Origin of the sequence: Enterococcus sp. DIV1758 (assembly GCF_051711985.1) — a bacterium.
Lineage (GTDB): Bacteria > Bacillota > Bacilli > Lactobacillales > Enterococcaceae > Enterococcus > Enterococcus faecalis.
In genome coordinates this window covers 808,040-823,511 of sequence record NZ_JBIOOA010000001.1, presented here as the reverse complement: position 1 = coordinate 823,511, position 15,472 = coordinate 808,040, and the positions used below count along the sequence as shown (strand labels likewise).

The following is a 15,472-nucleotide window of genomic DNA, read 5'->3' as shown; positions in this document are numbered from 1 at the left end:
TATTCTACGTTATTATTCTGTGCCTTCTAAAGTCACGGTTAATTTTTTCTCCGTAATTTCAGTTTCAGCAGCGATACTTTGTTTCGTCACATAGCCTTCACCTTTAAACTCGACAGTCAAACCTAATAGATCGCCAAACTTGGTAACATCGCTCTTCGACCAGCCGGTTAAATCAGGCATATAGTTCGTTCCGTTTGTGATCAAAATCAATTTTTGATTAGGCATTAATGTTTGACCAGACGGCGTTGATTGTTTCTTGATTTTTTCACCATCGCCGATAATCACAGGATCCACCCCGTTCACTTTGGCATTGGCCAACGCTTCCGCTGGCGTCATGTTTTTATAATCAGCAACTGTGACTTTATCAGAAGCTACTTTCGTTGTTTCCGGATCTGTCTCTTTAATGTCTAACGCTAATTTCATTAATGGGTTTGCAATTGCCGCCATTGCTTCTGAAGGCGAACCTGATTTTGCTTGTCTAAGTGTAATATACAAAACATATTCAGGATTATCCGCTGGGACCATTTCCACTACAGAAGACAAGACTTGACTTGCTCCATCAACGTACCCTTTACCATCTGAAATCTGGGCAGTTCCTGTTTTGGCAGCAACATGATAGCCTGGTACTTTATAAATATCATACGCAATCCCGTAAGTCGGGTCTTCAACAGTATCAATCATGTACGTACGAATCTGTTGAGCTGTTTGCGCTTTGATTGGGGTTCCTACGATTTGTGGTTCCGTAATCGTTTCTTTTCCTGTATTTTTGTCAACAATTTTGCTGATGTAATGAGGTTGCAACATTGAACCGTCATTTGCAATAGCTGAGAAACCTTTCATCATTTGGAAATTAGTAACCGTAATTGCTTGACCAAATGCCGACATTGCTCTATCTACAAAGTTTGTTCCTGGCAATTTACCAGCAGATTCACCACTTAAACCTGAATGCGTGCTCGTACCAAAACCAAATTTTTTCAAATACTCCATCCATTTTTCATCACCCATTTTTTGTTCTAGTTTTACCATACCAATATTACTAGACCAAGAAATGGCTTGACGATAATTCAAATATTCTTTGCCGTTCAACCGAGTGTAGTCATGGTCATTCACAGTTACATCCCCAACTTGAATTCCACCAACACGATTGAATAATTCATTAGGATTAAACTGTCCTTGTTCCATAGAAGCAGCTGTTGTAAATAATTTGATTGTTGAGCCTGGTTCATAAGGACTTTCAACTAATAGGTTCTGCCACGTGCCATTATCATCTAACCCTTGTTTCGTTTCAGGATTAAATGTTGGCCGTTGAGACATGGCAACAATTTCGCCTGTTTTTGCTTCCATTAACATGGCAGTCATAGAAACTGGTTCATATTTTTCATTAACTTGCGTCATTAAATCTTCTAAGGTATTTTGCAAGCGACTATCCAGCGTTGTGTAAATATCTTGACCATCCACTGCTTTTTTCTCTTCCGCCACAGTTCCTGGTAAGGCATTGCCATAAATATCTTTTTCAAAATATACACGGCCATCGGTTCCGCTTAAAATATCATTATAGGTCTGTTCTAGTCCCATTGCGCCTACTAAGCCTTCTTTATCATCATCTGGATTGGCTGCTTTCGTATAGCCAATAAAGTGAGAAGCAAACTGCCCATTGGGATATAATCTGGCTGGATGTTCATTGAAATAAACACCTGAGATTTTTTTCTTTTTCAAATCTGCTTCAATTTTTTGGCGTGTTTCCAAGGTAATGTTTTGACCACCTGCACCAAACTCCACTTGATATTGTGTTGACCCATCTTCATGGATCCCATTATTCAAGTATTTCAATGCTGTTTTTTTGTCTAGTTTGGTATATTTCGCTAAAATTTCAGCAATATCATCGAAGTCTTTTTTCTCAGCATATAGCTTTTCATTATTTTGTCCCGTATATTTTTTTGATAATACAACATATAACGAGTAGGAGGTAGCATCTTCTGCGATTGGATTACCATATCGATCTAAAATTGATCCTCGCTTAGCTTTTACCACTTGGCTTCCTTCATATAAAGAAGCTGTTTTTTCCTTTAGTGAGACACCGGCTACTTTTCCTGTTGCCACAATGTATGTCGTTCTAAAGGCAAATAAAAAGAACAATCCAATACTCGTAGCGAATAAAATGATGCCTACTTTTTTACGATTGTTCATCGGATTTAAGTTTTTCTTTTTCATGAATTGTTTAAATTTATGTCTTTTACTCATTATTTAACAGTCCTAACATTGTCGCCGTTATTTTCTAGCCCTTGTTTTTTAGCGACATCTTTGATTCGATCTGATTTAGAAAGTTCGCTTCTTTCTTGTTCCAATTTCAAAGCGTTATCTTCCTTTTCTTTAATGACTGCTTGTGTTTCTGTAATATCGTTCATGGTTTGGACAATTGTCGTTCTTACTTGAATTGTCGCAATTGCAATACCAATCGTTGCACAAACTAATACAACACCGATTAATTTTTCTAGCAAAGAGACATTTTTTAGTTTCTTTTTGGGTAATAGAGTGGGGACAGGGAGTGTTTCCTCTTGCATTTTTCTGTCTTGCTCTGTTGCCACAGTTGGCTGATCCATTTCTGGTGCTTCATAATGGAAATCATTTACTTTCTTCAATTCAGCCATGTGTCTACCCCTCTCTCTAACTAGATTTTATTTTTTCGGCAATGCGTAACTTCGCACTTCGTGAACGATTATTCTCAGATAACTCACTGTCACTTGGTAAAATTGGTTTTCTGGTAATTACTTTTAATTCTGGTTGAAATTCTTCTGGTACCACTGGAATGCCTGGTGGCAAATCTTGTACCGTACTGTATTCTTTAAACATTGTTTTAACAATACGATCTTCTAACGAATGGAACGTAATCACACTGATTCTGCCATTTTTCGCTAGCAAATCAATTGCTTGTTCTAGCGACTCTTCAACTGCCCCTAATTCATCATTAACGGCAATGCGAATTGCTTGGAAAATTCGTTTTGCAGGATGTCCACCTTTGCGTCTTGCTGGAGCTGGAATCGCCGTCTTAATAATCTCAACGAGTTCACCTGTTGTTTCAATTGGTTGCTTTTCGCGAACACGTTCAATTTCTCGAGCAATCTGTTTCGAAAATTTCTCTTCCCCATAACGAAAGAAAATTTTTACTAACTCACCATAGCTATACGTATTCACCACTTCGCGAGCCGTCAAGGGTGCGTCTTGATCCATGCGCATATCTAAGGGCGCGTCTTGATGATAGCTAAAACCACGTTCTGCTTCATCTAATTGTGGTGACGAAACACCTAAATCGTATAGAATTCCATCAACATGGAACACCCCGTGTTCTGCCAATTCTTCTTTAATATTTCTAAAATTTGATTTGATGAAGGTCACTTGACCTTTGTCTACATATTTCTGCAAACGAGTCTTAGCATGTGCCAACGCTTTTTGGTCTTGATCAAAGGCATATAAATGACCGTGCTCATTCAATTGTGTCAGTAAGTATTCACTATGTCCGGCACCACCGAGTGTGCAATCTACGTATACGCCATCCGGCTTCACTTGTAATCCATCCACTGTTTCTTTTAAAAGAACGGTGTAATGGCGAAATTCTTCAGTCATCATTTGCCTCATTCCTAAAATCCAAAATCAATCATTGTTTCTGCTAATTCATCAAAGTTTTCTTCAGCTTCATCAGAGAATGCATGCCAACGTTCGTCACTCCAAATTTCAATTCGGTTAGAGACGCCGATAACAACACAGCCTTTTTCTAAACTGGCATGTGTTCGTAAATTCGCCGGAATATTGATACGACCTTGCTTATCAATCTCACATTCAGTTGCAGCGGAATAAAAGAATCGCACAAAGGTACGTGCATCTTTCTTAGCTAAGGGCATTTCTTGAAGTTTTGCTTCAAGTTGTGACCATTCATTTAAAGGATAACCAAATAAACAGCCATCCATCCCTCTCGTTACCACAAATTTTTCACCAAGTTCCTCACGAAACTTTGATGGAACGATTAGGCGGCCTTTGGCATCGATATTATGTTGGTATTCACCCATAAGCATAGCCAATACACCCGCTTTTCCACTTGATAGAACAAGTCTACCACATCCCACCACTTTCTACCACTATAAATCTAAAAACTTCTATTTTTTAACTGTTATTTAAAATTTCTGTAATATTTACAGGGTTTTATGTAACAAGCATCATCCAACAAAAAATGTTATTATAACAAGGTTTTTACTATGTTTTTTATCAAATAACCCCCAAAATAACAAAAAAACCCCACGGAGTGGGGAGTTGTGGGGGACATTTTCCCACAGCGTATTTCCCCTATTGTCTCCACGCTTTATTACAGTAGATAATGACTGATATTTAGCAAGATAAGCAACACATACAACACAAACGTTAGTAAAAACGTCAACCGCCAAAACATCTTGAAATATCGTCTATATAAAATCTCTCCATAATAATAAGCTTGAAACAGGGCAACAGCGACTCCTAATAACAAAATAGAAATCACAAAATACGGCATAATCGATTCATCATAACTATCTTTGGATAACTCATGGATCCCTATGAATAAAAACGGAATGGCCAAATCCGGTGCTTTTATTTTCCAACGTTCCGTTAGGGAAAAAGTGGACACGAGAAAATTGCACGCAAAGAGCACAATTACCGGAAAAATATACCAAAATAACATTATTGCCGAAAACGACACCATTCTCTCAACAAATCCTTTCATTCCACCTGCTATAACTATACTTCATCAACGTTACACAGATGTTTCATTTCGTTTAAATATATGTGCTAAAAGCCCTTTTTGCTTGCTTTTTCATATAAAAAACGGATTACTTATCAAACCATTTTCAAAACGAGGCCTCACCTATCGCGGCCACTTATTTTTGAATGTTTTTTATAAGCTTTTCTTCTCGTATTGTGTCATACTTCTATTATAATGGATTTAGAACAAAAAATGTTGATTCGGGGTGAATCTTTTGATTAATTATTTATTATTGAAAAATGACTATTTTGAACCTTGTTCACCAGACGATGAAGCCCTAAGTTGGATTTCGGTAGAATCTCCTACGGAAGAAGAAATCGAGCGTCTCGTCAATCAATACCACTTACCAACAGATTATCTTACCGGCGTTTTAGATGATGAAGAAAATGCTCGAGTGGAAGGTTTCCGCCACGAAAAATTACAAACGCCTACGTTACTTTTATTTCGTTATCCCAAAGCTAGTATCAGTCCTAGTGGCTATCTGCAAGTAGAAACGGTGCCGATTGCTTTAATCGCAACCGTCGATAACAAACTAATTACTGTTAGCAATGGGCCTAACGACATCGTTCATGGGATTCAAAAAGAGGCGTTCACGCATCAAGATCTTTCTATCGAAAAGGCCTTAATTTTAGCCCTTTCATGGAAGATGGCCCTTTCCTTCAATAAAAACTTACAAGCACTTATCCAACAAACCAACAAACTTGAAGGAGAGCTCCAAGTAGCCACAGAAAATAGTCAATTGTATCAGATTATGGACATTCAAAAAAGTCTAGTTTATTTCGAAGCAGCTTTAACGGATAATTTAAAAGTATTAAAACGTTTATATAGCGCTGAAATTTTTAATCATCCAGAAAAACATTTGCCATTTTTAAGGGATATTTTGATTGAACTAGAACAAGGACTAAATACGACTAAAATACAACTAAAATTAGTTGATAACATTAGTAATACTTTTTCAGCAATCGTTTCAAATAACTTAAATAATGTCATGAAAATTTTAACATCCTTAACAATTGTCCTAACCATCCCGACCATCATCGGAGGAATCTACGGCATGAATGTGAAACTCCCTTTTGCAGAGCATGAATATTCTTTTTGGATTATTTTTGCTATCACTACCTTAATCTGCGTAATTAGTATTCGAATTTTAAAGAAAAAGAATCTCTTATAACTTTAGGTTGCTGTTTTCAGGAAAAGGTTGTACACTATTAGCAGAAATTAAAAAGGACGTGTCATTTATGAACGACAAAGAACAAAGTCGCTTTTCAAAAATCACGAAAGTCGTGGTTTGGCTAATGCTGATCGCAATTGTAGGTTCAACTGTTTTAACAGCAATTCTTAGTCTTTAAACTGGAGAACTTTTTCACACATTAAAAGTAAAAAAACAGCCCCTTCTATCAATTGAAGGGGCTGTTTTTTTACTTGCTCAAATAGAGCGGCTATTTTTTCGCCATCGCTAACAGCTCTTGTGCATGTTCAATGGTTAATTTCGTAATTTCACTTCCTGCGAGCATACGCGCAATTTCGTTTACTCGCTCTTTTTCAGATAAAATTCGGACGCTTGTTTCTGTCCGACCCGCCACGATTTCTTTTTCAATAAAATAATGTTCATCGGCAACGGCCGCCACTTGGGGCAAGTGCGTGATACACAACACCTGCGAATTTTCTGAAATCTGATAAATTTTATCGGCAATCGCCTGTGCTACTCGGCCACTGACTCCTGTATCCACTTCATCAAAAACAATACTAGTGATCCCTTGCGTTTGAGAAAAGATTGTTTTCATAGCCAGCATCACTCGCGAAAGTTCTCCGCCAGAAGCCACCCGAACTAACGGTTTTAATGGTTCCCCTGGGTTAGTAGTAATATAAAATTCTACTCCGTCTAAACCATTTTCTTGTAAATGCTCAAGTTCTGTAAAGCGGACTTCAAATTCCGTTCGCTCCAAATATAGTTCTTTTAATTCGGTTAAAATTTGTTGTTCAAGCTCTTTGGCTAGGCGCTTTCGTTCTTTTCGTAAAGCTAACGCTTGTTGATGAGCGACTTGTTGTTTCTCTGCAAGCAACGCTTCTAAGTCACCTGTACCACCTTCCAAAAAATCAGCCTCTGCTAACTCTTTGGTAATTTCTTCATAGTAAGATAAAATCGTTTCAATTGAATCGCCATATTTACGTTTCATTTGACGGATTAATTCCAAACGATTTTCTACTTCATTCAAGCGACCTTCGTCTAGTTCTAAGCCATCAATCAACCTAGAAAGATCTCCACTAGCTTCTTGTAGTAAGTAGTAAGCATTTTGAACAGTATCTGACAATGTTTTGTATTCTGGATCAAGGGATTCAATCGAAGCGAGTTCATTCATACTTGTTCCGATTTTATCCAAGCTACTATCGTCTTCACCATTTAGCGCGGCATAACTAATCGTCAGTGCATCAGCAATCTTTTGAAAATTGTTCAGTTTATTGCGTTCTTCTAGCAATTGTTCTTCTTCGCCAGCGACTAACTGTGCACTAGCAATTTCATCACTTTGAAAATGAAGCATGTCCATTCTTTGGGCAAATTCTTTTTCATTTTTTTGTCGCTTTCTGACTTTGGCTTCGAGTGCGCGATACTCTTGATATGCCCGTGTATATTTTTCTTTGACTGTTAAAAGTTTTTTCCCACCAAATTCATCTAACATATCAATATGGCGTTCACTTTGCATCAATTCTTGATGTTCGTTTTGGCCATGAATATCTACTAAATATTCCCCAATTCTTTTTAAATTAGTAATGTTGACAATTCGTCCGTTGACACGGCAAACATTTTTACCAGAAGCGGAAATATCTCGTTGAATCACTAAAGAATCTTCTTCTGTTTCAATACCTAATTCTTCTAATAATTGCTTTAATTCCTGACTTTTCGGCATTGAAAAAAGTCCTTCCAAGGTGCATTTATTTGCTCCTTGACGAATATAGTCACTGGAGCCGCGTCCGCCTGTGAGTAATCCCATTGCATCAATAATGATGGATTTCCCCGCACCCGTTTCTCCCGTTAAAACGGTCATACCCATTTGAAACTCTAATTGTAACGAAGAGATAATCGCAAAATTTTTCACGGAAAGTTCTTGTAACATCTTGTTCACCTCATTCTTTATAGATAGCTTAACAGCTCTTTATGAAGTTTTTCTGCCGCCTCCTCAGTTCGTGCAATCATGAGGACACTATCATCATCGTTGATGACGGCAAAAAGTTTCTCTTGGTAATTCTTTTCGATTAAACTACCACACGCCGCTGCATTGCCAGGAATGGTTCGTAATACGACATATTTTTCCATTTGTTCTGCAGCTACAAAGGCATCTTTTAAAAGCTTTGCAAGTTTAGCACTCGTATTAGCTTGTGTCTCTAATGGAAGGCTATATCGATAACCCCCTTCTGCAGAAGGAACTTTAATCAGTTTCATATCTTTAATGTCGCGAGAAATCGTTGCTTGTGTAACAGCTACGCCCTTTTCTTGTAAATAGTTGACAAAATCTTCTTGCTTTTGAATATTTTTTTCAGTCAATAAACGTGTAATTAAACGGTGTCTATCTTGCTTTCTCATGGCGCCGCTCTCCTTTTCAGTTTACTCTTGCCCTCATCATAGCTTATTTTTATGCATTTTAAAAGATGAATTACTAGATTTATACAAAAAAGAAGCTTTCACCCGTAGGCGTCCACTTCTTTCTTCTAACTTTTCTCATCATTCCGCTAATTTTTGATGCGCATGCGCGACAACTTCTTCAATGGATTCTGTCGCTTGATAGGATCCTTCCCCATCAACAGAAACTAAATGTGCCAAAAATTCAATGTTTCCTTCGCCACCAGTGATTGGTGAAAAATCTAAGTTTTTCACATCATAACCGTTATTCATGGCAAAGCGTGTGATTTCTTCCACAACCATTTGATGGGTTTCTGGATCACGCACGATTCCTTTTTTCCCAACAAACTCTTTGCCAGCTTCGAATTGTGGCTTAATTAACGCCACCACACTACCACCTTTTTTCAAAATATCATGGAGAGGTGGCAAAATTAAGCGTAATGAAATAAAGGAAACATCAATCGTTGCAATATCCGGCACCCCTTCGGTGAAATCTTCAGGTTTACTATAGCGAAAATTGGTACGTTCCATTACCACCACGCGTTCATCTTGCCGAATTTTCCATGCTAGTTGGTTATAGCCAACATCTAAAGCGTAACTCAAACGAGCCCCATTTTGTAAAGCGACATCGGTAAAACCACCTGTGGAGGAACCAATATCTAGCATTGTTTTGCCTTGAACGTTGATTGCAAAAACATTTAGTGCCTTCTCTAGTTTTAAGCCCCCACGAGAAACATAAGGCATTACTTGGCCCTTAGTATGTAAGGGTGTCTCCACAGAAATTTTTTCCCCTGGTTTATCTAAACGTTCATTTTTATCATTGTAAACCAAACCAGCCATCACGCTGCGTTTTGCTTTTTCTCGTGTTTCAAATAGTCCTTGATTAAACGCCAAGACATCGACGCGTTCTTTTTTCATAAGTGCCTTCTTTCTATCTCAATTGTAACTGAGTTAACAAGTTTGCTAAATGTTCTTCTGAAAAGTTGGGAACATTTGCTTTGATTTTTTCTAAAACAGCGCTGCCCTCTGCTAATTGATGTGTTAGCGCATCTTTCGCACCGGCAATCCCTAAAAGAGCTGGATACGTACTTTTATTCAACGCTTCATCTCGGCCTACTTTTTTACCTAAATCTGCTTCTGTACTTGTGGCATCTAATAAGTCATCACGAATTTGAAAAGCCAAGCCATAGTGATGCGCAAACTGTGTCAGTAAACCAATGACTTCTTCTGTTTGATTGGCTAATACGCCCCCAGCAATTAAGGCGAATTCAATTAGCGCTCCGGTTTTCTTTTCATGAACAGCCGCTAACTCTTCTAAAGTCAAGCTGACTTTTTCTCCTTCAATATCACCCATTTGGCCAGCAACCATGCCTTGATTCCCCGCTGCCTTTGCCAGTTGTTGCATCAGTAAAACTTTTTCACTTAAGCCTAATTGGCTCAAAGAAAGTAACTGAAATGCGCCTGTTAATAAGCCGTCCCCTGCTAAAATGGCAGTCGCTTCACCAAACACTTTGTGATTGGTTGGTTTGCCACGACGTAAATCATCATCATCCATTGCTGGTAAATCATCATGAATTAATGAATACGTATGAATCATCTCTAAAGAGGCAGCCACTTGATAGTCTTGTGTTTCCATCTCTTTTTGAAAAGCGGCCACTGTTGTTAGCACTAATAGCGGGCGTAATCGTTTGCCACCTGCGTGTATTGAGTAGAGCATTGCTTCTTTCAAACGCTCATTTTCAGTATATTCTGCGATAAAATCGACCATGACTTTTTCAACCAACGGTAAATGCTGTTGACTAAAATTCGTCATTACGCTTCCTCGCTCTCTTCAAAAACAATTTCTTCATTGTTTTCTGTCATCATTTTCGTTAAAGTTTTTTCCGCTTTTTCCAATGTATCTTGACATTGTTTACTTAATGCCATGCCCTCTTGAAAGGCAACTAAGGCTTCTTCCAAAGGAACATCTCCTCGTTCTAAGCGCTGAACGATTTCTTCTAAGGCATTTAATGATTCTTCAAACGTTTTTTCTTTTGCTGGCATGTTAAAACTCCTCTTTTTTCGCTGTTATTGTTTCGACGTTTGCTTGAACTGTACCGTCAGCATAATGAATCGTTAATTGATCTGCTGGCTGTAACTCGGTAACAGTTTTAACGACACGGTCCTCTTTTGTAGTATAACTATATCCTCGACCCATAATTTTGAGTGGGCTGAGTAAGTCTAATTGTTGAACAGCAGACGTGAATTGCTTTTGTTTGTTTAGGAACAATTGTGTCATTTGTGTTTGCAAGTTTCGTTGTAAAAATGCCAACTGTTGCTGACTTTCTCTTAATTGTCCCTTTGGTGTCTGTTGTTGCAATTGAGCGATAATCACTTGGGCTTGATGTTGTTTTTGGTGATGAATCGTTGTCATTGCTTGGAAAAGACGTTGCGTCATTCGATCTAATTTAATCGTTTGACCTTCATAAAGTCGCTCAGGTTGCTTAAACACATAAGAGTTTTGTAGTCGTTGGAAACGTTCTGTTCGTTGTTGTAAGAGATATAAAAAGCTTTGTTCTAAACGACTACGCCGTTCACTAATTCTTAATAGTTCTTCATTTAAAACTGGTACCGCTAGTTCCGCTGCTGCCGTTGGCGTTGCAGCACGAACATCTGCTACCATATCGGCAATTGTCACATCTGTTTCGTGACCAACCGATGAAATAATCGGTGTGGTGGCAGCATGAATGGCTCGAGCCACTTTTTCTTCATTAAATGGCCATAAATCCTCGATTGAACCACCGCCACGGCCGATGATCATCGTATCAAAATCGCCTTGCGCATCGGCTCGCTGAATGTTCCGCACAATGTCATCCGCCGCCTGCTCGCCTTGGACCAAGGTTGGAAAAAGGACCAGTTGTGCAATCGGGTACCGTCTTTTGACTGTCGTAATGATATCCCGAATGACAGCACCACTAGGACTTGTAACCACAGCGATTCGTTTGGGATAACGAGGCAACTGTTGTTTAGGCCCTTCAAAAAGTCCTTCTTTTCCTAGTTTTTCTCTTAATTCTGCCAATGCTTGATAAAGTGCACCGACACCATCTGGTTCCATATGTTCAATATAAATTTGATAGGAGCCGCTGTTTTCATAAAGCGAAATCCGCCCCACCACCATGACTTTCATGCCTTCTTTTGGTTGAAACTTCAATTTTTGAAAGGCTGATTTAAACATAATTGCAGAAATCTTCGCATGATCATCTTTTAAACTGAAGTACTGATGCGCGTTCGCTCGGAAGCGAAAGTTCGAAATTTCACCTGTTAAATAGACACGTCCTAAGTAAGGGTCTGCATCAAATTTACGTTTTAAATACTTCGTTAAGGCTGTTACTGTTAAATACTGTTGCGTCATTTTTTCACCTTACTTTTGTTTTTTTGCTGCCTCGACTGTTTGATACATTAACATGGTAATCGTCATTGGGCCAACACCTTTGGGAACTGGTGTGATATAGCTTGCAATTTCAGAAACTTCATCGAATGCTACATCACCAATCAATTTTCCTTCTTGATTGCGATTCATACCCACATCAATCACTACCGCACCTGGTTTCACGAACTCTTTGGTGACAAAATGCCCGCGTCCAATTGCTACAACTAAAATATCCGCTTCTTTTGCAACTTCTGCTAAATGTTCAGTTTTAGAATGGGCAATCGTCACGGTCGCATTTTTCATTAACAATAATTGTGCCATTGGCTTGCCAACAATATTGCTTCGACCGATAACCACCGCACGTTTACCTGTTAAATCAATATCATAGGCTTCAAACATCTTCATAATTCCATACGGTGTGCAAGGAATCATTTCAGGTTTGCCTACAAACAAACGGCCTAAATTCATTGGATGGAACCCATCTACATCTTTTTTGGGATCAATTGCTAATAAAATCTTTTCTTCATCAATATGTTTTGGCAAAGGTAGTTGTACAAGAATGCCATGAAAGCGTGAATCTTGATTATATTTGTCAATCTCAGCCAATAATTCTTCTTCTGAAATAGTTTCTGGCAGTTTTTCGACCTTTGACAGAATGCCAATTTTGGCTGCTGCACGTTCTTTATTTCTCACATACGTTTGGCTGGCAGGATTTTCCCCAACTAATAAAACAACTAATCCTGGTTGGATGCCTTGTTGTGTCATCTTTTCTACATCTTTTTGAATCTCTGCTTGCATTTGATCTGCTAATTCACGACCGTTAATTACTGTACTCATTCCTTCGCTCCCTCTATTGTTTCTTTACTTCTTTAATAGTATTTATTTTAGCATATAACCCAGTATCTTAACACCAGTTAGATAGTAAAAAAAGATTCAGAGCTTACGCCTCTGAATCAATTTCTTTCATTACATTTGATAACACACCATTAACAAATTTACGTGAACGGTCGTCGCTGTATTTTTTACTTAACTCAACGGCTTCATTTAATGCCACAATGTTTGGCACATCTGAAACGTATAGCATTTCAAAAATAGCTAAGCGTAAAATAACAATATCTATTTTTGCTAAGCGTTGCATAGACCAGTTATTACCTAAATGGTTCGTAATTACTTCATCTAATTCTGCTTTGCGGCTACACACACCACCGACAAGTAAATCTAAATACGTAGGAACTAGGTCTTCGCCATCTTCACTGACGATTTCCCGATTATCATAAGCCAATGCATAATCAATGGCATCTTGTTTGGTTAAATCAGCATTAAAATCTAAAGGAAAAAGGGCTTGGAGCGCTTTTTCACGAATCTCGTGACGGGTTAATTCTGTTTTACTCATTCTCTTCTCCATCTTCATCTTCTGGGAATAATTCATTTAAGTCTGGTTGAGGGATTTTTTCAGGTACTACCGCTACAACATGAATATTCACTTCAACTAAATCAATATCTGTCATAAATAAGACTTGTTGTTTCACACGGTCTTGCATTTCTAACGCAACTTTTGGCACAGAAACACCGTAGTTCAAGTAACAATAGATATCGACTTTTAAGCCTTCTTCTTCTGTTCGTAAATATACACCTTTGCCGTGTGCTGCACGGCCTAATAATTCATTCACATTATTGGCGAACGTGCCACGCATCCCATAAACGCCCTCTACTTTTGAAGCAGCGATTCCGATAATTACTTCAATGACTTCAGGAGCGATCACGATTTCTCCTAAAGAATCGTTTGCATTGATTACAAGATTTTTTTCTTCTGACATTTGGTTGTCCTCCTTATCTATTACGCACAAAATCGTTAAATAAACGATTTATTTGATGAATCACTAAGTCTCTTAAGGATTCTCTTTTAAGCAACGGATGATTCTTAAAAATTAAAACAACACTGGTTTCTTCAGTTAGTTGTGAAAGAACGTCCAAATTTTGCTTATCAATACTCGTTCTTAGTTTATCATTAATTAGCCTATTTCGCTACCAGAAAAGCTAAGTTCTGACTAAAAGAACAGATAATTTCTTGTCATAAATTTCTAATCCAAGCCTTTAGACGTAAAAATAAGAAAGACCAAGTAATTTTGGCTTTCTTATTTTTACATCTTTATTCTTCAGGATAACGTTCCATTAGTTTCGTCCGATGCTTTTGCATAATCATTTCTAAAGAGATGTCATATTTATCGGCTAAAATAAATAAATTATCCAACACATCGCCTAACTCTTCCGTTAAATTTTCCAGATTCTCTTCATCCGCCAAAACTGTTTCATCCGGTCGATCACGGCCAATTTCAATTGTCCGAATGGCCCGACAAACTTCGCCGACTTCTTCTGTTAAAAAGTTGGAACGAATAAACGGATCATATTGATACCAGTTACGTTTTTTATAAAACGCACTAATAAACCGCTGATACTCTTGGATATCCATGTTCTCCCAACCTTTATAAAATGATTAATTCTTTTGGCGCATGTGTTAATACACGATTACCTTCAGCAGTAATCAATAAATCGTCCTCAATACGCACGCCACCAATTCCTGGCAAATAAATTCCAGGTTCGTCCGTAATCACATTCCCTGGTACAAACTGTTTATCTGCGCGGAATGAAACATTTGGTCCTTCATGAATTTCTAACCCAATGCCATGACCAGTGCTGTGACCAAACGCATCGCCATAGCCATAGGAAGCAATATGATCCCGTGCAATCGCATCTAATTGAATGCCCGTCAACCCAGGTTTAGCTTCTGCTAACACTTTTAATTGTGCTTCTAAAACAATGTCATAAATTTCTTTTAGTTTTGGCTGAATACTACCAATGGCAAATGTCCGTGTCATATCAGAAACATAGCCTTCATAATAACAACCGAAATCTAAAGTGATTAACTCACCTTTTTCGATGACTTTATGGCTAGCAACGCCATGTGGCATCGCCGAACGTAGACCGCTGGCCACAATTGTCTCAAAAGAAACACCACTGGCTCCTTTTGAACGCATGAAGAAATCTAATTGATTAGCCACTTCAATCTCTGTCATTCCAGGTTTAATCATCTCTAAGACAAAGGCAAATCCTTGATCCGCGATGGCACACGCTTTTTCAATAATCGCTACTTCTTCTTCATCTTTCACTTCTCTTAATTCTTCAATCAAACCCATTACAGGAACTAATTCACATGGTAAAATTTCTTCCAATAAGCTATAATCAGCGAAACTAACTTGCGTTTCTTCAAAAGCTAAATTATCTAATTGCAACCGTTCAGCTAAATCTGCTACTTCGTCAAAAATATGTCCTGTGTTTTTAACGATAGTAAAACCAGTTGCTTGTTCCGCAGCTTGTTCCGTATAACGAAAATCCGTTACAAAAAAAGCTTTATCTAATGTAATCATTGCCAAGCCTGTTGTCCCAGTAAAATTGGTTAAATAACGTAAATTATACGGACTTGTCACTAAAAATCCTTGTAAATTATTTTCTTTCATTAACTCCCGTAGCTTTTCGACTCTTGCCATCATTGGTTCGACCTTCTTTCTTTTTTCTCATTTTTCATTATAGCAAATTTACTTCAGAAAAGCATGAATCACCAAAAAACTTCATCGAGAAAGTTTACTGAAAATTTTACCTTTCC

The 15,472-nt window shown here is 38.1% G+C and carries 18 protein-coding genes; 2 read left to right on the top strand and 16 right to left on the bottom strand.

The annotated features are described in order from the left end of the window. Window positions 1–12: 12 nt before the first annotated feature. The 5 genes from IGJ52_RS04150 to IGJ52_RS04130 form a co-directional block, all read right to left on the bottom strand. Window positions 13–2,241 carry a penicillin-binding protein gene (locus IGJ52_RS04150; protein WP_002383404.1) on the bottom strand — a complete coding sequence of 743 codons (2,229 nt, stop codon included), beginning with the start codon at window positions 2,239–2,241 and terminating at the stop codon, window positions 13–15. Further along, complete coding sequence (ftsL, locus tag IGJ52_RS04145; protein ID WP_002358883.1) at window positions 2,241–2,648, bottom strand: cell division protein FtsL; 408 nt, start codon at window positions 2,646–2,648, stop codon at window positions 2,241–2,243. The genes IGJ52_RS04150 and ftsL overlap by 1 nt, the downstream gene beginning before the upstream one ends. Window positions 2,649–2,664: 16 nt before the next feature. Continuing rightward, window positions 2,665–3,621 (bottom strand): 16S rRNA (cytosine(1402)-N(4))-methyltransferase RsmH, encoded by a 957-nt coding sequence (rsmH, locus tag IGJ52_RS04140; RefSeq protein WP_010710705.1) that lies wholly within the window; start codon window positions 3,619–3,621, stop codon window positions 2,665–2,667. A gap of 14 nt (window positions 3,622–3,635) precedes the next feature. Continuing rightward, complete coding sequence (gene mraZ, locus IGJ52_RS04135) at window positions 3,636–4,121, bottom strand: division/cell wall cluster transcriptional repressor MraZ (protein WP_002383402.1); 486 nt, start codon at window positions 4,119–4,121, stop codon at window positions 3,636–3,638. A gap of 233 nt (window positions 4,122–4,354) precedes the next feature. Next, window positions 4,355–4,747 carry a DUF3397 domain-containing protein gene (locus IGJ52_RS04130; RefSeq protein ID WP_002383401.1) on the bottom strand — a complete coding sequence of 131 codons (393 nt, stop codon included), beginning with the start codon at window positions 4,745–4,747 and terminating at the stop codon, window positions 4,355–4,357. Window positions 4,748–4,991: 244 nt separating this feature from the next. Between IGJ52_RS04130 and IGJ52_RS04125 the strand changes: the two genes are divergently transcribed. Both IGJ52_RS04125 and IGJ52_RS04120 read left to right on the top strand, forming a co-directional pair. After that, complete coding sequence (locus IGJ52_RS04125; protein ID WP_002383400.1) at window positions 4,992–5,957, top strand: magnesium transporter CorA family protein; 966 nt, start codon at window positions 4,992–4,994, stop codon at window positions 5,955–5,957. A gap of 67 nt (window positions 5,958–6,024) precedes the next feature. After that, entirely contained in the window at window positions 6,025–6,135 is a 111-nt protein-coding gene (locus IGJ52_RS04120) for a DUF4044 domain-containing protein (RefSeq protein ID WP_002383399.1), read from the top strand. A 90-nt stretch (window positions 6,136–6,225) separates the two neighbouring features. On the opposite strand, the gene recN is transcribed toward IGJ52_RS04120, so the two are convergent. The 11 genes from recN to IGJ52_RS04065 all read right to left on the bottom strand — a co-directional run bounded on the left by recN (window position 6,226) and on the right by IGJ52_RS04065 (window position 15,359). After that, window positions 6,226–7,899, bottom strand: coding sequence for a DNA repair protein RecN (gene recN / locus IGJ52_RS04115; protein ID WP_192444944.1), 1,674 nt, complete (start codon window positions 7,897–7,899; stop codon window positions 6,226–6,228). 17 nt (window positions 7,900–7,916) lie between these two features. Next, window positions 7,917–8,366 carry an arginine repressor gene (locus tag IGJ52_RS04110; RefSeq protein WP_002358881.1) on the bottom strand — a complete coding sequence of 150 codons (450 nt, stop codon included), beginning with the start codon at window positions 8,364–8,366 and terminating at the stop codon, window positions 7,917–7,919. Window positions 8,367–8,504: 138 nt separating this feature from the next. Further along, the gene (locus IGJ52_RS04105; RefSeq protein ID WP_176944810.1) at window positions 8,505–9,320 is read right to left on the bottom strand and encodes a TlyA family RNA methyltransferase; all 816 of its coding nucleotides are present in this window, start codon (window positions 9,318–9,320) and stop codon (window positions 8,505–8,507) included. Window positions 9,321–9,333: 13 nt separating this feature from the next. Further along, complete coding sequence (locus tag IGJ52_RS04100; RefSeq protein ID WP_002355879.1) at window positions 9,334–10,215, bottom strand: polyprenyl synthetase family protein; 882 nt, start codon at window positions 10,213–10,215, stop codon at window positions 9,334–9,336. Then, window positions 10,215–10,445: an exodeoxyribonuclease VII small subunit gene (locus tag IGJ52_RS04095; RefSeq protein WP_002383396.1), complete on the bottom strand. Its 231-nt coding sequence runs from the start codon at window positions 10,443–10,445 to the stop codon at window positions 10,215–10,217. Before IGJ52_RS04095 ends, IGJ52_RS04100 begins: the two co-directional genes overlap by 1 nt. A 1-nt stretch (window position 10,446) precedes the next feature. Continuing rightward, the gene (xseA, locus tag IGJ52_RS04090) at window positions 10,447–11,793 is read right to left on the bottom strand and encodes an exodeoxyribonuclease VII large subunit (RefSeq protein WP_086281014.1); all 1,347 of its coding nucleotides are present in this window, start codon (window positions 11,791–11,793) and stop codon (window positions 10,447–10,449) included. Between the two features lie 9 nt (window positions 11,794–11,802). After that, window positions 11,803–12,648 (bottom strand): bifunctional methylenetetrahydrofolate dehydrogenase/methenyltetrahydrofolate cyclohydrolase, encoded by an 846-nt coding sequence (locus IGJ52_RS04085; RefSeq protein WP_002355876.1) that lies wholly within the window; start codon window positions 12,646–12,648, stop codon window positions 11,803–11,805. Between the two features lie 103 nt (window positions 12,649–12,751). Further along, complete coding sequence (nusB, locus tag IGJ52_RS04080; protein ID WP_002355875.1) at window positions 12,752–13,204, bottom strand: transcription antitermination factor NusB; 453 nt, start codon at window positions 13,202–13,204, stop codon at window positions 12,752–12,754. Further along, window positions 13,197–13,628, bottom strand: a complete 432-nt coding sequence (locus IGJ52_RS04075) for an Asp23/Gls24 family envelope stress response protein (RefSeq protein ID WP_002355874.1) — start codon at window positions 13,626–13,628, stop codon at window positions 13,197–13,199. The genes nusB and IGJ52_RS04075 overlap by 8 nt, the downstream gene beginning before the upstream one ends. Window positions 13,629–13,960: 332 nt before the next feature. Then, the gene (locus IGJ52_RS04070; protein WP_002355872.1) at window positions 13,961–14,281 is read right to left on the bottom strand and encodes a MazG nucleotide pyrophosphohydrolase domain-containing protein; all 321 of its coding nucleotides are present in this window, start codon (window positions 14,279–14,281) and stop codon (window positions 13,961–13,963) included. Between the two features lie 13 nt (window positions 14,282–14,294). Continuing rightward, window positions 14,295–15,359, bottom strand: a complete 1,065-nt coding sequence (locus tag IGJ52_RS04065) for a M24 family metallopeptidase (protein WP_002391500.1) — start codon at window positions 15,357–15,359, stop codon at window positions 14,295–14,297. Window positions 15,360–15,472 lie beyond the last annotated feature (113 nt).